This is a genomic window from Flintibacter hominis (assembly GCF_014287965.1).
Classification (GTDB): Bacteria; Bacillota; Clostridia; order Oscillospirales; family Oscillospiraceae; genus Lawsonibacter; species Lawsonibacter aceti.
In genome coordinates this window covers 366,687-385,111 of record NZ_JACOPO010000002.1, presented here as the reverse complement: position 1 = coordinate 385,111, position 18,425 = coordinate 366,687, and the positions used below count along the sequence as shown (strand labels likewise).

Here is an 18,425-nt window from a genome sequence, read left to right as displayed (position 1 = left end):
TAATCAGTGGGTCCCGGGTTCGAATCCCTGAAGGCGCACCACACGGCCCGTTGGTCAAGCGGTTAAGACGGCGGCCTCTCACGCCGCAAACATGGGTTCGATTCCCGTACGGGTCACCATTTATAAAATGGTTCTTGACAATTGAGCAAAAACGGATATAATACTTACTGTTGGAAAGACGGTAAGGAGAGAAAAGGTAGTTTTTTCTTTGCTTACTTTCTTTCAAAGAGAAAGTAGTAGTTGGTGTTGATTAGGGCGAGGGTCCACCCGTTCCCATTCCGAACACGGAAGTTAAGCTCGCTTCTGCCGAAAATACTTGTCTGGAGACGGACCGGGAAGATAGGTAACGCCAACATAAAGGGTCCGGTCCATCCGGACCGGACCCTTTCACATTCCTCAATAGCTCAGTCGGTAGAGCATGCGGCTGTTAACCGCAGGGTCGTTGGTTCGAGTCCAACTTGGGGAGCCAGAAGCGGCTTGCCGCCAATATATGACGGCAAGCCGCTCTTTCCGAAATAATGTGAGAACGGTCATGGGCCTTTAGCTCAGTTGGTTAGAGCAGCCGGCTCATAACCGGCCGGTCCACGGTTCGAGCCCGTGAAGGCCCACCATATAGGGGTATAGCTCAGCAGGTAGAGCAGCGGTCTCCAAAACCGCGTGCCGAGGGTTCGATTCCTTCTGCCCCTGCCAAAAAAGAATATCAGATTTCATTCTGTTTCATATGTTTAAAATGGCTCGGTAGTTCAGTTGGTTAGAACGCCGGCCTGTCACGCCGGAGGTCGAGGGTTCAAGTCCCTTCCGAGTCGCCATTTTATAGATTTTCAACCATACGGTTGTTTAAATAGTCTCCCAGTTTTTTAATTATCTGTAAAAATTCTAAGCCATGTCCTGTTAGAATAGTTTCCGTTTGGGAACAGATTTGCTGCTATAGCTCAGTCGGTAGAGCGCATCCTTGGTAAGGATGAGGTCCCCAGTTCAAATCTGGGTAGCAGCTCCAAAAAGCCCTGAAAACTTCAGTTTTACGCTGATAAGGAAGTATTCACAACAACTTATCACTAACGCTGACAGACGGGGTGCAAACAGAAACAGAGAGTTAATCACTTTCAATAGTGGTCGGCTCTCTGTTTTTCTATCTTCACTTTGTTACGCAGTAGAACGTCATTTTTGAGGGTAGAAGTATAAAATATCGTCTAAGCGTTTTTCATGTTCTGCAAGCCGCATAAATCAAGCGTTTTTTACCCTCTACTGCGTAACATACCTATTCCAAAATCAGCAGTTTTATAAAGCAGGTGGATTAGACAGTTTTGAATACCGCATAACTTCCGGTGTTGGATTATCCGATATTGGATTTTCCGACATCGGTTTATCCGACATCGGAAAATCCAACGCAATTAAATAAAGATATAAATAACTAAAGAAATACCAAATACGGATTTAATCAAATACCCATTCCCTTCCTATCCTTTCCCTAATCCCTCTCCTTTGGGGGCAAAGCAAAGCGGCAGAGCCGCCGGAATGGAACGGAATGGAATAGAAACGGCAATATAAAAATATCGTTTGTTATGTTACGCAGTAGAACCTCCTTTTTAAGGGTTGAAGTATAAAACCCTTACCTCTGCCCTTATCTCCGCTGTAATGCCGCTTAAATCAAGCAAGAAGCATACCTATCGCATAACAGTCTATACTGGATAGAGAGCGTAAGCGGTTTATCCAATTGCGCTCTCTTGGCTGCCCGACAGCAAAGACAGAGAACACCGTCAAGGGCGCTTGCGTTCATTTTATCCTTGACGGCGTTTTCGGGTTTTGCTACTTCCTACCTAAAACGATACTTGAATAATGCCTGTATCAGTTGCGCTTCCAATCTGTCTTGAATATCGGAGTTATAATGACCTTGAAATACAGAAAGATATTTCATATACCCTCTGTAATGACATACGACATTGTGTATTGCTTCCGGTTCTCCTTCAACTACTTTTTCAATGATTTCAAAAGATATTCGCTTTTCGTTCTTCATGTTCTAACCTTTCCCATTCTTTTCTTAACTGTTTCAGTGCCGCCAGTTTCCAATAGTTTACGGTTGTACGGCTTCGTCCATATTTCTGCCCGATTTTCTTGTCTGTATATCTGAAAAAGAAATACAACACTAAAACTTCCTGCCGTTGTTTTGACAAAATAGAAAATGCTTTTGCCAGTCGCTCATTTTCAATTTCAATCCGTTCTCCACATACACTGAATATAGTCGGCTGTATTGGTTCTTCAAAGTAATTGTCTGTTACAGATGGATTGTAATAGCGTTCCGACATGAGATAGTCAAGAGAGATTTCATGCTTTCGCCGTCTGCCAATATCCCGATAAGCTGATAAAGCGGCGTTGCGTAGAACAACTTTACAAAAGGCGGCAAAAGTATATTCAATATGCTCCTTATGTTCTTTGGAATAGCTCATTTTTCTCACCCCCTTTCTTCCCAGTAGGGGGCTATTACAGCAAACGCCCATGCAGGCGTAAAACCGCATAGGCATTTGGTAATATGAGTTATTTAAGTAATTATGATGATTTGTGTATTCATCTTTATGGTCGCAAAATCTCGGTTTTTGAGGACTTTTTGTTGCGAATTTTGATTTTTCAGTGTGGGTCAAAATGCGGGTCAAACAACTGACCCACATTTTGACCCACACGCAGAAAGGGTTAAAGAGTGCCGGACGGGAAGTTTGCGCTTCCTGCCCAGCATTTTCTCTCTGTCCTACATAACCTGTGCCATGAAGCGTCCCAACGTTTGAGCGGCCTCGTCCTGTTCTGCCTTGTAGCGTGGGTATAGGTGTGGAGGGGGTGAACCCGGTATCGTAGTGCCCCAGCATGGAGGACACCGTTTTTTCATCTGCACCGTTCTGGAGGGCTTTGGTTGCGAAGGTGTGCCGGAGATCATGGAACCTGAAATGCTCCAGTCCGGCGTCCTTCAGGATCTTCTTGTGAAGGTTTACCACACTGCCCGGGTAGTATATCTCTCCGGTCAGGGGAAAGGGGAGCAGGTAGGGGTTGTCCGGGTGTTTGTCGTGCTCCTGGATCAGCAGTTCCACCGCCGTCTGTGGGATAGACACCAGACGGACCGAATTCTCCGTCTTGGGCCTGGTGAGTTCCAGACTTCCGTCAGGGTTTCGGATGTACTGCCTGCTCACTGAGATAGTTTTGCTCGGGATATCCAGATTGTCCCGCCGCTGTGCGGCTTCCAGATAGGCCCCTATCTGCTCTGGGGAGAGAACTTTCATATCCAGCTTCCGGGGCTTTGGGACGATGCAGTCGTTGCAGGGGTTTCGGGGAATGAGCCGCTCTTTCACCGCCCGGTCCAGGGTGGTGTGGAGCATCAGGCGGACGCTACGGACAGTGGTGGTGCTGAATCCTTTGCTCTGGCTCTTTCCGATGTGGATTCTGCCGTTTTCTAATAACTCCTTGTAAAGCTTTTGCAGGTGCCGGGTGGTCAGCTTTTTCAATTTGATATTCCCGATGCGGGGGACAGTGTAGGTGTCTATGATGAGCTGGTAGCGGTTTGCGGTGGCGGTGCGGACGTTGGGGTTGGCATAGAGCTCGTACCACATTTTAAGCCAGTTGCCCACCGTGTGCTCATCGGTTTCTTTGCTGACATCTAACCCCTGACACTCCGCCATAGCTGTTTGCAGTTTTTCCCGGACCTCTGCCTGGGTCTTGCCCAACACATTTTTGTTGACCCACTTTCCGGCCTTGGGATCGTACCCGGCGGTGTACCGCCCCTCCCAGCGACCGTCCTTACGCTTGTGGATATTTCCCTCGCCGTTGGTACGTTTCTTCGGCATATCGATTGCCTCCCATCAGCAACACAACATACTGCAGCCTCTGTAAAATAGCCACGATGTTGGGCCGGAGTTATCAAAGATTTTACAATTTTCTTTGTGGCAAAAAGGCTTATCTTTGTTTTGCGGCGCAATCCTTGAGGGGCTGCTCCGTCCTCCAGTCACTGCATGGTCTGCTGTTGGTCGGTGTCGTAGCTCAGCTTCTGCCCCAAGGCCAGCTTCTTCAACGCTTCCCGGCGGCGAAGCTTGCTGTCTGTCCAGACCGGCGGTGTGGGAAGCTGCGGGAGGTCTGCATCTCTCTCCAGCGCTCTGCCCAACTGCACCAGCCCGGCGGCCAGTTCCCCCATCCACTCCTCGTCCGGCTCCAGAGTGCCGGGGCAGAAGACTGTGGTCTGGCGGTAGGCGAACAGCTTCCAAGTTGGCACCCATCTGACTTCTTACCCCTCGTACTCCATGTTCTCGATAAAACTTTCCCGGTCGTCTGCGTACTCCAGCGCACCATTGATCGCCTGGATTAGATTCAGCTTCCAACTGTCACCACGGAGCCCCGCCTGATACTCCCCTGGCCGCATCTGCCGTTTCCGGGTGTGCTTCTTCGGCGGCTCCAGCACGCTCAGCCCGTGGGCCATACAGATTTCATTATTTACCTGCCGGTGCCGCTGAAGGCCGGCGGCATTTTGGTAGAGCTTTCTGCCATCTGCACAGCTCACGCTGTTGACTAACAGATGGTTTTGCAGGTGGTTGGTGTCCATGTGGGTGGCCACCAGGACCTCATAGTCCGGGAACTGCTTCTGTGCGAACTCGACTCCGATGGCGTTGACCTCCTGGGGCGTTAGATCATCCTCAGCAGAGAAGGACTGGGCCACGCAGTTGTGTCCGGTGACCATCCATCGGTCACCCAGCAGGGTTTTCTTGCCCTGGACCACATACTTCATCACGCCTGCCATCGTTCCCGCTGTTTGTTTCTTGTTCCGCACCGCTGTGACAGACACCATCACCGCCCCCCTGGCAATTTCGGTCATCCCGGCCTGTTTGGCCCGATGTTGGATCTCTGCCTTTATTTGTGGAGTCATCCTTGCGGTAATAATGGATGTTTTTTCTTCTGCATTTCGCTCCTTTCTCCCCCCTTTAGGGGGCAGGGGGTGCCGGGGCTCTGCCCCGGCGAGTGCGACCGGCGTATAGCCGGACGCTATGCTTGCCCCACCCGAAGGTGGGCATTGTCCTCCGACACCCCCTGTGATTCTCGTTACAAGCTGCGCTATAAGGCGTTTTTTAGGCATCGTATTGAGGGGTGAGGTTATATCCTCGTCCCCCAGCCCTGACAAGCCGCACACAGCGGCTCACCCCTGTATCGCCGCAACTCTCTGACGCACTGCGGCTATCTCCGGCTCCTCCATCTGGCGGTCATAGTGGGCTGTGATCCACTCCTGAACGGGCCAGAGAGTGTAGCGCAGATTTCCGTTTCGTTTCTTCCTGGTTGCTGTTACCACTTCGGTTGGCTCGATGGAGAGCGGTCCTCGTTCTTCCAGCCGCAGTGTGTACTTGCGCACTGTGTTCTCACTCATGCCACTGTGCCAGCACTGGTGCGTCCCTCGGTCTTCGCACCGGCGCAGGTAACTGTACACCGCCAGCTTACCGGGGCTCAGGCCCAGGAGGAATATCTCATTGGGCAGAGAGAAAAAATTTCCGTGGTCGTTGTATCTCATGTTCCACCGCCTGTGTGTTCTTTCACCCACTGGATGAACTGTTCCTTGGGCACCACGATACGGCTGCCGATTCGCAGAGCGGAAAAATCCTTTTCGTGCAGGAGATCGTAGGAGGACGATGGTGCGATGCCCAGGACCTTTGACACGGTTTCCGCATTGAGAAACAGAGGCAGGTCCTCGTAGGACTTATACTTAGATACTTTCATCCTGTTCCTCCTCTGTGTTCTCGGGATAGAGCATATCCAGAAACTCATCCATGTCTCTGACCACGCTGGCTTTCTTCATCTGCTGATACCGCAGCAGATCACAGCAGGTACGGAAGTTCACCTCCATGCACTGAAGCATCTGATCCATGATCGATACACTCCTTTTTATGGTTTTGCTGGGGTACTCTGGCTGCGGCCATTCAACCACAACCAGATTTTCAGAGATTGAGAATTTACCCTCTACTGATAAGGACGCTTGCAGCGGATTTGTAAACAAGAAAAATAAAAAAAGTTGAGGGGCCCTGTTATCTGACAGAACTCCTCAACTTTTCGTGGAGTATTTTCAGCCGCTTTTGAGATACCGTAGACCTTGCCGATCTCCCCCATGATCAGTTTCCTGCCATATCGAAGGTCGATGAGTTCGCAGCTTTGTTCTCCCAGATCCTTGACGGCTTTCCGCAGATTTTCAAGCCGGAGGTTCTAGAGCGCTTCATCTTCTACGGGATGCCTGACACATTCCGAACAGAACAGCACCGTTTCAAACTCACTTCTACTCAGATGCCTGTCGTCCTGCTTATCCTGTGCCTGCTGCCGTTTTCAATCCTGCTCCAGGAAGTGTGCGACCTCCTTTGGCACTGATACTGGCTCCCCATTATAAATCACAAAGACTGTGTCGTTCATTCGTGTTCTTTCCGCTCTCAACGGAAAAGTACACATCCGCACTGCCGGCACAGCACCAAATACTGAAGACCTTCATGGAAGTTCCCTTCGTTCAGGGTGGTCATTGTGCCCTACGAGGCTCATGAATGTCTGAGGTCCCACTGGGGTGTGGACCTCACCGGAAAGTTGCGAGTTTTGGCTTTCACCTTATCTCAATTATAGAACAAATATTCGGATGTATAAATCGTAACAAAATGACCTATGGCCTTTTATTTTGTTTTGCGGTTCAGGATTTGAGATTATTTCCTCGCCCACCCCTGATTGCTGCACTTGGCGTGGGTCGATTTTACCGCATAGCTGCACAACGGAGTCGAATGACACGGATACCACATTGCCTCTGCTTGTAGCACACAGCCCCTTATACAGCCAGGCAGGGCAGAAATCCTTTGAGAGTTAATGCAGAAGAAAAAGACTTTTCCTTGTATTGTAATCGAAAACTGACAAGCAGAGACTCATGATTGAAGCCGTTTTTTAATAATGTCCGCCTTTTGGGAGCAAAGTGAGTCATCTATTTATGCATGAAAAAGGCACACAGTAGTCCATAAGGGTGCCGCTGTGTTTGTGATGACTTATTCCAAGTCTATTTCTTTGAATGATTTGTTAATACAATTATTTAGAATAGATAAACTTGGAATAGTTGCGAATTACCATGCAAGCCACCTGAACAAAATCTGAGGCATAGCGCGGTAAAGGATAGTCCTTTCGGTATACCAGGCTGAAAATGCTCTTCTGCATGTGATCTCGCAAGGGAAAGATAAAAAATTCTCCTTCGAGACATTTTAACTCATCTCGAAACTGATAAAATGTGACCGGGGAGAGCAGGCCGGAAAACGCTCCATTTTTGGAGAATTGATAGATTAGATCCTGTTGCTCCGACTCAAAGATCAGCCTTGGCTTTCGAGTTCGGGTAAAGCAGAGCTCCAGTTCGTCCCGCAGTTTATTCCCTTGGCGGACCGTGCCGAAGGGCAAGTCGGCAATGCGTTCAAATTCGGCCCCATGCTTCTGGAACTCGGACAGGATGCCCCGCCAGGTATTGGGATAATACCGGATTAACAGCTCTTTGGAAAAACAACAGTGTATTACCTCCTGCGCCAGTTGGATCCGGTGCTGGTTGGAGGCGATGGGAATGTTGATGCCCAGATACAAGTCCAGTTTCCCTGCCTGTAGCAGTTCGTCCATATAGGCGCTGTTTCCACTGATTAGTTCAATGGAGATATTTTCGTGGCTGGAATAATAATATTTCCAGATATCCGGGAAAAACACCTTACTGCGCAATCTAGAGATCCCGACCTTTAAAGTCCCACGGCAGTTGGCGGAAATGTCGGAAAAGGCGGCCAGCATCTTTTTGTCTGAGTCCAAAATTTGTTTTCCGTAAAAGACCATTTGTTCCCCTTCCAGGGTAAGATGGAGAGATGGCTTACGCGCAAACAGCTGGACATGATACTCTTCTTCCAGTCGCTTGATATGGCTGCTGAGGGCCTGCTGGCTGATATAGAGCCGCTCCGCTGCTCGAGTAAAATTCATCTCCTCCGCAGTAATGAGAAAATACTCAATGCTTTTTATATTCAAAGTGCCACCCCCGCACAGAATGCTGTTGTGTTATTTTAACATGTTTGGAGGGGGACCACAAGATTTGTGTTGTCGAAATGTGAAAAAACTCCTGTTGGACATTTGCCACGACCAGATGCTATGATGCAGGTGAAAAGGTTGGCAGACAGAAAAGGAGAGCAAAAGCATGAGCGTAAGTTTAATGGACTGTACCCTGCGTGACGGTGCCAATGTGGTGGGCAAGGGGTTCTCAGCGGAGATTACCGACATGGTGCTGGACGGACTGACCGCCTGTCATGTACCTATCATCGAGTTCGGAAATGCGGGCGGCATCGGCGCCTATGAGGTGGCTGGTTTTACCAACGCCGAGACCGACCAGGCCTATCTGGACATTGCGCGAAAATATCTTGACCGGGGCTCTCAGCTGGGCATGTTCCTTAACGCCAAGCGGTATCGGGAGAAAAACGTGGCACTGGCCAAGGAGAGCGGCCTGTCCTTCCTGCGGGTGGGCGCCGACGCAGGCGCCGGCGACATTGCCGTCCAGGCCATCCAAGATATCAAGAAGGCGGGCCTGAAAGCATTCTACTCCGCTATGAAGGCCTACTTAATCACCCCCGACCAGCTGGCTGAGGAGGGCAAGAAGCTGGAACAGGCTGGTCTGGACGAGATTACCATTATGGATTCCGCCGGTACTATGCTGCCCGACCAGGTGGCGGAGTACACAAATAAGCTCTGCCAGACCGTGTCCATTCCCGTGGCCTTCCACTGCCACAACAACCTGGGGCTATCCGCCGCCAACGCGGTGGCTGCCTATGAAAACGGCGCCGCTATTCTGGACTGCGGCCTGATGGGCATGGCCCGCAGCGCAGGCAACCTGGCTACCGAGATGTGTGTGGCCATTATGCACCGCTATGGCCAGATGCAGGACATTGACCTGTACGGGATGCTGGACTTCATTGACCAGCGCCTCCAGCCCGCCATGGACGCCCACAACTACCACAACCCCGTCACGCCTCTGGATCTGGTGCTGGGCCTGTCAGGTTGCCACTCCAGCTTTCTGAAGAAGTTCAAGGCCTCCGCAGAGGAGTACCAGGTGAACCTGTACCGGCTGATCGTGGAGGTATCCGCCGTGGATCAGAAGAATCCCTCCGACGAGCTCATCGCCAAGACTGCCGCAGGGCTGAAGTAAGGGGGTGGAGCTACATGTTAAAGGTCGTTTTGGCGGGCCAGTATCCCGCCGGTACTTATGAGAAGCTGCGGGCCATGCTGCCTCCGGAACAGTTTGAGCTGCGGGCGGTGGACAAGCAGCAGGACTACGACGCCATGACCGACGCGGAGATCATGATCCTTCGGATATTCAAGGCGCCCAAGGAAGTAATCGACCGTAACCCCAACCTGAAGATGATCCTGCGATGGGGTGCGGGCTTTGACTCGGTGGATATCCAGACTGCCGGAGAGCGGGGAATCTTGGTGACCAACACCCCCGGCGCCAATGCTGGAGCCGTATCCGAGCTGGCGGTCATGCTGATGCTGGCGGTGGGGCGCAAGCTCCTCTGCCACACCCGGAGCCTGGAGCGGGGGGAGTGGAGCAAGAACACCTACCTCAACAGCTCCTTCTGCCTGAATAACAAGCTGGTAGGCGTTGTAGGCGGCGGCAACATCGGTCGCCAGGTGGCCCGGAAGGTCCAGGCTTTCGGCGCTGCGGTGCAGTATTTTGATACCTATCGCCTCCCTGCTGAGATGGAGGAGGAGTTCCAGATGACCTATGTCTCCCAGGACACCCTCATCGAGACATCCGACATCATTACCCTCCATGTGCCCCTGCTGGACTCCACCCGCCATATGCTGGGAGAGAAGGAGATGGAACGGATGAAGGACGGCACCATCATTATCAACACCGCCCGGGGCGGTTTGGTGGATGACGTGGCTCTGGCAAAAGCGGTGCGCAGCGGCAAACTGGCTGGCGCCGGCCTGGATGGCGTGGAGCGGGAGCCCCTGCCTGCTGGGGATGAGTTGCTCCTGGAGCCCAACATCATCGTCACCCCCCATATCGGAGGGGGGACGGCGGACATCGGAGACGTCATCATTCCCATGTTGGCCAAGGACATCCGGGCCTTTGCGGAAGGAGGGGAGCCGGCGCATATGGTGAACCGAGCATACTTATAAGGACAAGATTGAAAGAAGTGAGGGAAGAAAATGAACGAGATTGCAACCGTTATGTACGATCTTGGTATTTTGAGTGTTCTTTTGCTGTTAGGTATTTTTTTGAGAAAAAAGATTAGATTCTTCCAGAATATCTACATTCCCGCCTCCCTCCTGGGTGGATTCTGCGGGCTGCTCCTTGGACCTCAGGTGCTGGGACACTTTTTCTCTGTCAGTCTGCCCATCGGCGGAACCATTGGGAAGTGGCCGGGCGTGCTGGTCAATATTGTTCTGGGCGTCTCCTTCTTCGGAGCCACCCAGAATAAAAAGTTCGGGCGGACGGCCCTCTCCGCAGTAACGGTGGGCGGGATTGTCCACCAGGTGCAGGTGGTGGCCGGCCTGATTGTAGCGATGGTTATGATGATGTTTTACACAGAGCTCCCCCTGGCTTTCGGACTGACTCCAGTCTATGGATTCCATGGCGGACATGGTACGGCCAATGCCGCCGGGGCGGCCCTGGAGGCGGCTGGCTGGGCGGACGGCGTATCGGTTGCCAACACCATGGCCACTGCCGGTTTGCTGTCCGGCATCATCATCGGAATGGTGATTATCAACATTGGCGTGCGCCGGGGCTACGCCAAGCTGGTGTCCAAGCCTCAGGACGTACCCCGGTCCGTTAAAGAGGGAATTGTACCCATGGGAGAGAGGACGTCCATCGGCATGGGAGTCACCTACAACGACGCACTGGATCCGCTGGCCCTCCAGCTATCCTTTGTAGGAATCATTCTCCTTATGGCCAAGCTGCTGGCCAAGGGCCTAATCGCCATCCACCCCATTCTTAGCAACGTTCCCGATTTTGCCTGCGCCATGATTAGTGGCGCCGTGCTCTCCTTCATCATGAAAAAAGCTGGCCTGAGCCACTATATTGACCGAGCCACCATTAACCGGATATCCGGTGTGGCTTTGGATTTCCTGGTCTGTTCCGCCATCGCAACCCTCTCTGTGAAGGTGTTTGCCCTGTATTTTGTCCCCATGATTACCACCATTGCGGTCATCATTGTGCTCAACCTGATCACTAACTTCTACTTCTCCTGGAAGGTGTTTGATGACGACTGGTTCGAGCGTGCCATTGCCAGCTACGGCCTGGAGAGCGGCGTGCTGGCCACCGGACTGATGCTGCTCCGAGTTGTGGATCCGAAGTTTGAGACCACCGGCCGGGAATCTGCCGCAGCCTCCGCGGCGCTGTGCTACCCCTGGTCGCTGCCCTATGTGATGCTGATGCCCGCACTGGCATTTTCCCTATCGCCTATGACCATTTTGGGGTTCAGCGTGCTGTTGCTGGTGGTGTTCCTGGTGGTTGCGCGGGTGTTCTTCTGGCATCCAGAGCGGAAGTTCAGCGACATCCTGAGCGGAAGCAGTTCTCGGCCCGTCCAGAACGAAGAGGCCCTGAGATAAGGAGCAGACTATGGTAGATTTGATTTTAAAAAACGGTCAGCTGATGGATCCGAAAAACGGCCTGACGGGAAAACGGGGAGATATTGTCGTTAAAGACGGAAGAATCGTTGCTGTCGGAGTGCTGGAATGCCAAGAAGCCGCACAGATATTGGATTTGGACGGACTGACGGTCACCCCCGGCCTGATAGATTTCCACGCCCACTTTTACAGTGGAGGCACCAATACTGCTCTGGAATTTTACCACTACCTCCCGGACGGAGTGACCAACGCCGTGGATGCCGGGAGTGCTGGGGACTCCAACGTAGAGAGTTTTATCAGTAGCTTGTCGGAGCGGGAGCGGAGGAACGTGCGGCTGTACTTGAACCTAGTATCGGAGGGGCTGAGTTGTCTGGGGGACCACAGCGAGAATGTAAATCCCGCATACTTTAATGAGATGAAAATTCTCCGGCTTTGCCAGGACTACCCCGGGGTGATCATTGGACTGAAGCTACGGATTAGCAGCGAAATTGTGGAGGCCTGCGGGACTACCAGCTTTGCGGCCCTCCGCCGGGGAATACAGATCGCCGAGAAATGCGGGCTACCGCTCTCGGTTCACATACCGGCCTTTCAGGGAGAACTGAAGGAATTGATTGACATTCTCCGTCCGGGGGACATCTTCTGCCATGTGTACACCCCCCAGAAGGGAATCCTGGAGGACGGGAATGTTTCCCGGGAAATGGAGCGGGCGGTTCAAAAGGGGATCATACTGGAATCGGCCTGCGGGAAAGGACATTTTAGCCACGACTGCGCCGCTGCGGCCCTGGACGCTGGCATCAAGCCAGATATTATTTCAGGGGACTTTACCCGAAAGACATACCACTATGAGCCGTCCATCTCTCTACCCTACCTGATGTCCCGATTCCTGGCACTTGGGATGTGCTTTGCGGACGTGCTGACCTGCTGCACCGCCACACCGGCGGAAAAGATGGGCATGAAGGACGAGATCGGATGTTTGAGACCTGGCGCCCGGGCAAATATTGCGGTGTTTAAGCGGGAACTGGGCGAATTTGTGTTCTCAGATGTGCGGAGCAGTAAAGTGATGGGGCATGAACGGCTCGTCCCTATGCTGACGGTCTGGGAGGGCGATATAGTTTATCGAAACGGAGAATTTTAGACGATCAGTTTGACCTATACCGTGACCCACACGGGAAAACGAGCGGATGGAAACAATGGAGACAAGAGTGCCGGAGGCCTTATCCTTTTGGAACGAAAATGTCCGGAAAGCGTTGAAAATCAAGGACTGGAAGACTCCTAATCAGTTGGTAAGGATGAACTCTCCGGTTCAAATCCGGATAGTAGCTCCACAAAACCGTTCTTTTTGGTTAAAAAGGGCGGTTTTACTTTGCTTTTTGTACTTTTTGGCTTTCTTAAAATTTGCGGTCAGGGCTTTGACCACAGAACAAGCCACAGACAGAAAAAATCAAGGTTCCGGCGGTGCTATTCCGCCGGGGCCTTGTGCTTTTTCGGGGCTGCGACATTTCATGTATATTTTCAGATAACAAATAGAAATCGCTCTTACCCTATTTCGACATACCGTGTGATATGTTATAATGGTTATCACGAAAGATTGTGTTTTTATGGGTCCTCTTGCTCCCACCGGATTAGTGGAATTTGTATGCACTTAGACTTTATAAGCCGCAGATGGGAATTGTTTGATGTACGAAATTGAGGCGGTAACAAAGCTTGAACGCTGCCCCGAATGTGGAGTTGTAGGCTTGCAGACGGCCTATGGCTATAAAACTCGGTACATAAGTGATTTGCCGAATTCTGGTATGCAGGTTACTTTAAAGCTTCGTGTCCAGATATTTGTGTCCGTCTTGCGGTGCGACCTATATGCAGGGTTACAAGACGCTTGATAAAACCAGTATGACTTTAAGACTGCGTACGAAAATCGTCAGCAGAGTTTTGCGGCGCGAACCGTTTACCCGCATCGCAGATAATTATGGAATTTCAGACAAAACAGTCCCAGGGCGTTTGATGACTGGGCGAAAAACATCGCGGTATGACGATGTATAGTACTCCAAGGGTAATAGGTATTGACGAAGCTTATATTGACAGGCATTTCCGTCTAATTATTACAGACCAGGAAAATAAGAGACTGCTTGATATGATACCGAATAATAAACCAGAAACCGCTTACTGTTACCTGCGTAGCCTTGAAAATCCAAGTGCTGTCCGGGTAGCCACGATGGATTTTGCACCGTTATACGCAAAAGCTGTAAAAGACATGTTCCCATGTGCAACAGTTGTTATTAATAGATTCCATGTCATTCAACTCGTAAATAAGCACATGGACGCCGCTCGGAAGAAACTGCACGATAACAAGATAGTCAAGAAAAGGTTGTAGCGTGAGCGTACTTTATTCATGGCTGACTTTGAAGCCTTATCGCCGGATGCGAAGCATCAGTTAACAGCGTGGCTCGACATATATCCTTCACTGAGCCGTGTCTACTGGGCAAAAGAACAATTCCGAAAAATTTACGAATCAGAAAGGCGTGTACAAGCTGAGATCCTGTTTGAAAATGGTGTGATACCGTTAGTTCGAGTGTACCGGAGTTCAGCAACTTAAAGAAAGTGCTTGTCCGGCGAAAGTACGACATACTATCGTATATCGTACTTTGATTATTGCTGTACAAATACCTATACCGAATCCGTAAACAACATCATAAAAACGATTGAAAAGCAAGGCCATGGCTGCTCATAGGAGGTCCTTCGTGCCATGTGTCTGATGTCGGTCAATCATATTTCGGAAGAAGCTTATTTACGGGGTTCCAGTCCAGCAAAGATAATTTTATAGAATCATGGGAATTTTGAAGGTTTTATGGATTTTTAAGTACGGCCATTTTATCTTCATTTCACGTGGTTCCACATAATGGTATCGTTTCCTGACACCTATTTATTTTTTTCTCTGGCCTCGCCGCAATTTTGGGAATTTGAAGACATTAGGTTTGCTCAATTTTCTATCGATTTTCTCCTCCCCACATTTGTGAATTTTTGTTCACATCTGATGATTTAAGCCAAATCTACACGATTGGTCAAATACCCTATTTTTTACATCCATCCTACTGTACCTCCCTGGGTCTACAGTGTACCGCTCTTAAAAATTCATCTGTCTCCAATTCGGGCAGCAGGGCGGGGGCAGAGTTTCCATAGAACTGCCAGACGTCTTTGGTATCGAGCTGGGCCGCCTGGGTAACCAAAGACATTTGCTCCTCTACCAACTGGTAGGAGCCGATGCGGCGGCATGCGCACAACTGCTCATAGCTCTGGGCCAGCAGACCTTCCAGGCTCTGGCGGAAGGCACCTGCCTAGTCCCTGTTAAGGACGTTGCAGTCGCCCATGATATACTTGTGTTTTCACCCGGTGGTGCGGGAGATGAGGGATTTGTCGGAGGCGTCAAATTTCTCCTTGCCTTTCCGCTCGATGACCTCCGAACCGGTGGGACCCAGGCGGCCTTGGGGGCTCATAATGATGGCGTCAGTGGCGGTAGCCACGAATCCTATGCCGCCAAAGTAGCCCACCTTGCTACCGATGACTGAAATAACGGGTGCTTTGCCATGGCAGGCCTGGATCTGATCCATTACTTCGGTGCGGGCAAGCCATCCAGCATTGGCTTCGTGGAGGAGGACGCCACCCGTCCCAAAGGAGATAATCATGGCAGGACGGTATTCCTCCAGATCACCTGGGTGCTTGATTGCCACCTGTTCGTAGGCGGCCAGGGCCAGGTTGAATATGCCCACTATTTTTGCGCCGTGGACCTCTCCCACTGCACCGCCGATGAAGCGGCCCTCCTGTGAGATGACGAATACCGGACGGTTGCCTACCATACCGACGCTGGTTACCACATCATCATCAAAGGAGACCGCCTCACCTAGTGTGGGCAGATGGGGGCTGGTCAGTTTGTCCTGGGGACCGACTAGTTCGGTAAAAGTACCATCGTTCACCAGACCGTAGGCCCGCTCCTGAGCGGTGGCCTCTAAAAAGCTCTTGTCCTGAGCTTTGTGTAGTTCATCCCTGCTCACCTCATCGGGCATCCAGCAGGGTCTGGCGCAGGCGGAGCTGGACGATAAAAGGTGTAGCGTTGTTGTCATTGATTTCCAGATCCAAGTCGCCGCAACCGCTGTCGACCACGGAACGCTCCAGTACCCTGGCCCACATGCGGTCGAAGCCGATTACTAGGGTATAGGCCTTAATGTTGACTTTTCCCGCCTGTTCCCTACGGAAGAGTAGGACCTCCATGCCGTCAGAGGCTATATGCCACTGTGGAACCAATCCTGAGAGATTGAGGCGCCAGGGGTGCCGTCAAAGGAAAAATTCAAATTCAGAAGTGCCATCTTGCGCTCTCCCTTATCAATTCTTAAATTTATTGGGGGGGGGTGGAACGGAATTGATGGGGTGTTCATACTCTTCTATAAGTTTAGGCACCATTGCTAGGTCTACGTCATCCTTGGAACGAAAATCCAATGTAATATTCGCAAGAGCACCGTGACAAACAATTGATACAATGGGCTTTTTGGTCATCGTCACCGTCTGGAGTGGTTCCTGTGTCCCGCTGCTGAAGTGTAGCGAATATTTAAGGAATATGTGCGCTTTTGGGCGGCCATATTCATTGAGTTCAGATATATCGATGAACTGCTCTGTTTTGTTGGTAGCTTAGGACTGTACAATTTATCGTCTTGCATAATTTTTGCCTCCGTTTGAGCTGATTTTCATCGCCTACATTATACCGTTATGGGTATGAGCTTGTTGACGTGATTCCTGTAAAAATACAAAAAATTCAAAAAATAATAGTAGCTGAAATGGAGAAGACTATCAAAAAATCTGAGCTACAGAAGTTGTCAGATTCAGAAGAAAAGACAAAAAGCCTGTGCGCCAGACTCAACTAATCATCATAGCTAGTGTGACGCACAGGTAAGTAGGAGGCAGGCTGAGATCTGTTAAGGACAGCCGATTACCGGATTTTAAGTGTTCTCATGTGAAGATTAGGTATGTCACGAGCCATACATAAGGCTTGGTAGCCATGTAATCAATCCCGGCACGAACGCACAAACAGAAACACAAACCATCATGACGACCATGAAAGGCAAAACGCCCTTGACGACAGAGTCATATGACTCGCCGGTTGTCGAAACTGCGGTAAACAGATTGATACCAAAAGGAGGAGTTACGAATCCGACCGTTAATGTGATACAGAACAGCACACCCAGATGCAATTCGTCCATACCAAATTCGATGCCAACGGGCACCAGAATGGGCGCAAGAATCAGAATGCTGGGGATTGTGTCCATCAGGCAACCGACGACAAACAAAATAATCATCAAAACGGCAGTGTAAACCCATTTATTGGGGATTACAGACATGATTGCGCCACCAATCACGGCAGGCAGACGCGTGGTAGAAAGAACCCAGCCAAATACCTTTGCTGCACAAATGATGAAAATAACGGTGGCAGAAGTAAGTATAGTCTTATTAAGGACCGTCCAAATCGTCTTGGGCGTCAACTCACGAGTCGCCAAGCCATAAATGGATGCATACACAACGCTCAGCACAGCGGCCTCGGAGGGAGTAACAATACCACCATAAATACCGCCAAGAATCATGACGGGTAGCACCAAGGTGGGTAGCGCCTTATAGATGCGGTTCAACCGTTCCCTTTTGCTATAACGCACATCAGGTGATTTGTAGCCGCATTTCTTAGCGATTACTAAATTAACCAGACAAAGCATTGCGGCAATAAACAGGCCGGGTACCACTCCACCAATAAACATTTTTGATACTGAAAGACCCATGGCCGCACCATAAACGACCATGTTCGCACTGGGCGGGATAATAGGGCCAAGAGCACCACCAGAAGCGATCATACCGGCCGATGTCTGCTTTGAGTATCCACTTCTTGTTAGGGAAGGCATCATAATTGCGCCGATAGCTGCTACGGTTGCCGGGCCGCTTCCGGTAAGTGCCGCAAAAATAGCACAGGAAACAATCGTTACCATACCCATACTTCCCGTCACATTGCCAAGTAAACATTCCACGAAATCGACCAGGCGGCGGGACAAGCTGGTCTGTTCCATCAGATATCCAGTACAGGTGAACAGCGGAATGGCCAGCAGAACGAAGCTGTTGGCACCGGCTACCAACTGCTGGGCTAGAATGACCAGCGGCACATCATTGCTGATTATGTAGGTAAGGCTGGCCACGATGATGGAAAAAGCAACTGGGAGTCCGACCAACATTGCAATGAGAAGCGATTCGAATACCAAAACTCCAATCATACCTCATCCATCATCCTTTCTTTTGACGCAGTCAACTCTTCTAAAATTTTGCAAACAACGACAACTATCATTCCAAAACCGCTCATAGCTATTGACGCATTCAGATAGGACAATGGCAGACGAATTGCGGGGCTAAGCATTTTGGTGGTGGCCATGGTCAACTCGTAGCCTTGAACTAACATAATCATTGCTACGGTCAGGATAACAAGGTAAGAAAGCACATCATAGATCTTGCGTGCCTTTCCTTTAATTCTATCTGAAATAAATGTAACACCAGCATGAAGCCCTTTGTCCAGCGCTATAACAGCACCTAACATGGTACACCAAACAAAGACAAAACGCGCACTCTCTTCGGTCCACGTTGCGGATGCGTTCATAATATACCTTGTAAATACCTGAACAAAAGTTGCATAAATCAAAAAGAGCATAGCCGCCGCGGCAAGAGAGGAATAGACTAACAAAAGTATGTTTTTAGCTTTAATCAATGTCTTCATGCGCAGCGCTCCTTCGCTTCAA

Annotated in this window: 20 protein-coding genes, 6 tRNA genes, 1 rRNA gene and 2 pseudogenes; 15 read left to right on the top strand and 14 right to left on the bottom strand. The window is 50.4% G+C overall.

All coding sequences use genetic code 11. The annotated features are described in order from the left end of the window. The first annotated feature begins 44 nt into the window (after positions 1 to 44). The 7 genes from H8S11_RS05155 (at position 45) to H8S11_RS05125 (ending at position 997) form a co-directional block, all read left to right on the top strand. A tRNA-Glu gene (locus H8S11_RS05155) sits at positions 45 to 119 on the top strand. Positions 120 to 239: 120 nt separating this feature from the next. Further along, a 5S ribosomal RNA gene (gene rrf, locus H8S11_RS05150) occupies positions 240 to 355 on the top strand. A gap of 38 nt (positions 356 to 393) precedes the next feature. After that, a tRNA-Asn gene (locus tag H8S11_RS05145) sits at positions 394 to 469 on the top strand. A gap of 65 nt (positions 470 to 534) precedes the next feature. Continuing rightward, positions 535 to 611 (top strand) — tRNA-Ile (locus H8S11_RS05140). Between the two features lie 3 nt (positions 612 to 614). Further along, positions 615 to 690 (top strand) — tRNA-Trp (locus H8S11_RS05135). Positions 691 to 732: 42 nt separating this feature from the next. Further along, a tRNA-Asp gene (locus H8S11_RS05130) sits at positions 733 to 809 on the top strand. Positions 810 to 921: 112 nt separating this feature from the next. Then, positions 922 to 997 (top strand) — tRNA-Thr (locus H8S11_RS05125). An 816-nt stretch (positions 998 to 1,813) separates the two neighbouring features. On the opposite strand, the gene H8S11_RS05120 is transcribed toward H8S11_RS05125, so the two are convergent. The 9 genes and pseudogenes from H8S11_RS05120 to H8S11_RS05080 form a co-directional block, all read right to left on the bottom strand. Further along, on the bottom strand, positions 1,814 to 2,014 hold the full coding sequence (locus H8S11_RS05120) for a helix-turn-helix domain-containing protein (protein ID WP_186852427.1): 201 nt from the start codon (positions 2,012 to 2,014) through the stop codon (positions 1,814 to 1,816). Beyond that, positions 1,986 to 2,444 (bottom strand): RNA polymerase sigma factor, encoded by a 459-nt coding sequence (locus H8S11_RS14355; protein ID WP_186852426.1) that lies wholly within the window; start codon positions 2,442 to 2,444, stop codon positions 1,986 to 1,988. The genes H8S11_RS05120 and H8S11_RS14355 overlap by 29 nt, the downstream gene beginning before the upstream one ends. 296 nt (positions 2,445 to 2,740) lie before the next feature. Then, a pseudogene (locus H8S11_RS14350) lies at positions 2,741 to 3,824 on the bottom strand (tyrosine-type recombinase/integrase). Between the two features lie 158 nt (positions 3,825 to 3,982). Next, complete coding sequence (locus H8S11_RS05105) at positions 3,983 to 4,246, bottom strand: hypothetical protein (RefSeq protein WP_186852425.1); 264 nt, start codon at positions 4,244 to 4,246, stop codon at positions 3,983 to 3,985. Positions 4,247 to 4,258: 12 nt separating this feature from the next. Beyond that, positions 4,259 to 4,894 carry a relaxase/mobilization nuclease domain-containing protein gene (locus tag H8S11_RS05100; RefSeq protein ID WP_186852424.1) on the bottom strand — a complete coding sequence of 212 codons (636 nt, stop codon included), beginning with the start codon at positions 4,892 to 4,894 and terminating at the stop codon, positions 4,259 to 4,261. Between the two features lie 267 nt (positions 4,895 to 5,161). Beyond that, positions 5,162 to 5,527 (bottom strand): helix-turn-helix domain-containing protein, encoded by a 366-nt coding sequence (locus tag H8S11_RS05095; RefSeq protein ID WP_186852423.1) that lies wholly within the window; start codon positions 5,525 to 5,527, stop codon positions 5,162 to 5,164. Beyond that, on the bottom strand, positions 5,524 to 5,733 hold the full coding sequence (locus H8S11_RS05090; protein ID WP_186852422.1) for a helix-turn-helix domain-containing protein: 210 nt from the start codon (positions 5,731 to 5,733) through the stop codon (positions 5,524 to 5,526). The genes H8S11_RS05095 and H8S11_RS05090 overlap by 4 nt, the downstream gene beginning before the upstream one ends. Then, positions 5,720 to 5,881 (bottom strand): hypothetical protein, encoded by a 162-nt coding sequence (locus H8S11_RS05085; protein ID WP_186852421.1) that lies wholly within the window; start codon positions 5,879 to 5,881, stop codon positions 5,720 to 5,722. The genes H8S11_RS05090 and H8S11_RS05085 overlap by 14 nt, the downstream gene beginning before the upstream one ends. A 1,181-nt stretch (positions 5,882 to 7,062) precedes the next feature. Further along, positions 7,063 to 8,022 carry a LysR family transcriptional regulator gene (locus tag H8S11_RS05080; protein ID WP_186852420.1) on the bottom strand — a complete coding sequence of 320 codons (960 nt, stop codon included), beginning with the start codon at positions 8,020 to 8,022 and terminating at the stop codon, positions 7,063 to 7,065. A gap of 166 nt (positions 8,023 to 8,188) precedes the next feature. Here H8S11_RS05080 and H8S11_RS05075 point away from each other — a divergent pair, with 166 nt between their 5' ends. From H8S11_RS05075 to H8S11_RS13900, 8 genes and pseudogenes are all read left to right on the top strand, one after another. Continuing rightward, positions 8,189 to 9,190, top strand: coding sequence for a hydroxymethylglutaryl-CoA lyase-like TIM-barrel protein (locus H8S11_RS05075; RefSeq protein ID WP_186852419.1), 1,002 nt, complete (start codon positions 8,189 to 8,191; stop codon positions 9,188 to 9,190). Between the two features lie 14 nt (positions 9,191 to 9,204). Beyond that, positions 9,205 to 10,167 carry a 2-hydroxyacid dehydrogenase gene (locus H8S11_RS05070; protein WP_186852418.1) on the top strand — a complete coding sequence of 321 codons (963 nt, stop codon included), beginning with the start codon at positions 9,205 to 9,207 and terminating at the stop codon, positions 10,165 to 10,167. Between the two features lie 30 nt (positions 10,168 to 10,197). Continuing rightward, positions 10,198 to 11,598, top strand: coding sequence for a sodium/glutamate symporter (locus H8S11_RS05065; protein ID WP_186852417.1), 1,401 nt, complete (start codon positions 10,198 to 10,200; stop codon positions 11,596 to 11,598). 10 nt (positions 11,599 to 11,608) lie between these two features. After that, entirely contained in the window at positions 11,609 to 12,751 is a 1,143-nt protein-coding gene (locus tag H8S11_RS05060; RefSeq protein ID WP_186852416.1) for an amidohydrolase family protein, read from the top strand. A gap of 46 nt (positions 12,752 to 12,797) precedes the next feature. Beyond that, positions 12,798 to 13,136, top strand: a complete 339-nt coding sequence (locus H8S11_RS05055; protein WP_186852415.1) for a hypothetical protein — start codon at positions 12,798 to 12,800, stop codon at positions 13,134 to 13,136. Between the two features lie 156 nt (positions 13,137 to 13,292). Beyond that, positions 13,293 to 13,493 (top strand): transposase family protein, encoded by a 201-nt coding sequence (locus tag H8S11_RS14195; protein ID WP_186852414.1) that lies wholly within the window; start codon positions 13,293 to 13,295, stop codon positions 13,491 to 13,493. After that, a complete protein-coding gene (locus tag H8S11_RS14190) occupies positions 13,471 to 13,653 on the top strand; it encodes a helix-turn-helix domain-containing protein (protein WP_366460735.1) in 183 nt (60 codons plus the stop codon). The genes H8S11_RS14195 and H8S11_RS14190 overlap by 23 nt, the downstream gene beginning before the upstream one ends. Beyond that, a pseudogene (locus tag H8S11_RS13900) lies at positions 13,640 to 14,206 on the top strand (ISL3 family transposase). The gene H8S11_RS14190 and the pseudogene H8S11_RS13900 overlap by 14 nt, the downstream one beginning before the upstream one ends. A gap of 493 nt (positions 14,207 to 14,699) precedes the next feature. Here the strand turns inward: H8S11_RS13900 and H8S11_RS13775 are convergent. From H8S11_RS13775 to H8S11_RS05015, 5 genes are all read right to left on the bottom strand, one after another. Continuing rightward, complete coding sequence (locus tag H8S11_RS13775; protein WP_207721908.1) at positions 14,700 to 14,891, bottom strand: hypothetical protein; 192 nt, start codon at positions 14,889 to 14,891, stop codon at positions 14,700 to 14,702. Positions 14,892 to 14,993: 102 nt separating this feature from the next. Beyond that, the gene (locus H8S11_RS05030) at positions 14,994 to 15,659 is read right to left on the bottom strand and encodes a biotin-independent malonate decarboxylase subunit beta (protein WP_207721907.1); all 666 of its coding nucleotides are present in this window, start codon (positions 15,657 to 15,659) and stop codon (positions 14,994 to 14,996) included. Between the two features lies 1 nt (position 15,660). Continuing rightward, positions 15,661 to 15,876, bottom strand: a complete 216-nt coding sequence (locus H8S11_RS05025) for a hypothetical protein (RefSeq protein WP_186852410.1) — start codon at positions 15,874 to 15,876, stop codon at positions 15,661 to 15,663. Positions 15,877 to 16,628: 752 nt separating this feature from the next. Beyond that, positions 16,629 to 17,909: a TRAP transporter large permease gene (locus H8S11_RS05020; protein ID WP_186852409.1), complete on the bottom strand. Its 1,281-nt coding sequence runs from the start codon at positions 17,907 to 17,909 to the stop codon at positions 16,629 to 16,631. Beyond that, positions 17,906 to 18,403 (bottom strand): TRAP transporter small permease, encoded by a 498-nt coding sequence (locus H8S11_RS05015; protein WP_186852408.1) that lies wholly within the window; start codon positions 18,401 to 18,403, stop codon positions 17,906 to 17,908. Before H8S11_RS05015 ends, H8S11_RS05020 begins: the two co-directional genes overlap by 4 nt. Between the last annotated feature and the right edge of the window lie 22 nt (positions 18,404 to 18,425).

Excerpts from the sequence above, each read along its gene's own strand:
- H8S11_RS05120 (WP_186852427.1), bottom strand. The coding sequence starts at position 2,014 with ATGAAGAACGAAAAGCGAATATCTTTTGAAATCATTGAAAAAGTAGTT.
- H8S11_RS14355 (WP_186852426.1), bottom strand. The coding sequence starts at position 2,444 with ATGAGCTATTCCAAAGAACATAAGGAGCATATTGAATATACTTTTGCC.
- H8S11_RS05100 (WP_186852424.1), bottom strand. The coding sequence starts at position 4,894 with ATGACTCCACAAATAAAGGCAGAGATCCAACATCGGGCCAAACAGGCC.
- H8S11_RS05095 (WP_186852423.1), bottom strand. The coding sequence starts at position 5,527 with ATGAGATACAACGACCACGGAAATTTTTTCTCTCTGCCCAATGAGATA.
- H8S11_RS05090 (WP_186852422.1), bottom strand. The coding sequence starts at position 5,733 with ATGAAAGTATCTAAGTATAAGTCCTACGAGGACCTGCCTCTGTTTCTC.
- H8S11_RS05085 (WP_186852421.1), bottom strand. The coding sequence starts at position 5,881 with ATGGATCAGATGCTTCAGTGCATGGAGGTGAACTTCCGTACCTGCTGT.
- H8S11_RS05075 (WP_186852419.1), top strand. The coding sequence starts at position 8,189 with ATGAGCGTAAGTTTAATGGACTGTACCCTGCGTGACGGTGCCAATGTG.
- H8S11_RS05070 (WP_186852418.1), top strand. The coding sequence starts at position 9,205 with ATGTTAAAGGTCGTTTTGGCGGGCCAGTATCCCGCCGGTACTTATGAG.
- H8S11_RS05065 (WP_186852417.1), top strand. The coding sequence starts at position 10,198 with ATGAACGAGATTGCAACCGTTATGTACGATCTTGGTATTTTGAGTGTT.
- H8S11_RS05060 (WP_186852416.1), top strand. The coding sequence starts at position 11,609 with ATGGTAGATTTGATTTTAAAAAACGGTCAGCTGATGGATCCGAAAAAC.
- H8S11_RS05055 (WP_186852415.1), top strand. The coding sequence starts at position 12,798 with ATGGAAACAATGGAGACAAGAGTGCCGGAGGCCTTATCCTTTTGGAAC.
- H8S11_RS14195 (WP_186852414.1), top strand. The coding sequence starts at position 13,293 with ATGTACGAAATTGAGGCGGTAACAAAGCTTGAACGCTGCCCCGAATGT.
- H8S11_RS14190 (WP_366460735.1), top strand. The coding sequence starts at position 13,471 with ATGCAGGGTTACAAGACGCTTGATAAAACCAGTATGACTTTAAGACTG.
- H8S11_RS05025 (WP_186852410.1), bottom strand. The coding sequence starts at position 15,876 with ATGGAGGTCCTACTCTTCCGTAGGGAACAGGCGGGAAAAGTCAACATT.
- H8S11_RS05020 (WP_186852409.1), bottom strand. The coding sequence starts at position 17,909 with ATGATTGGAGTTTTGGTATTCGAATCGCTTCTCATTGCAATGTTGGTC.
- H8S11_RS05015 (WP_186852408.1), bottom strand. The coding sequence starts at position 18,403 with ATGAAGACATTGATTAAAGCTAAAAACATACTTTTGTTAGTCTATTCC.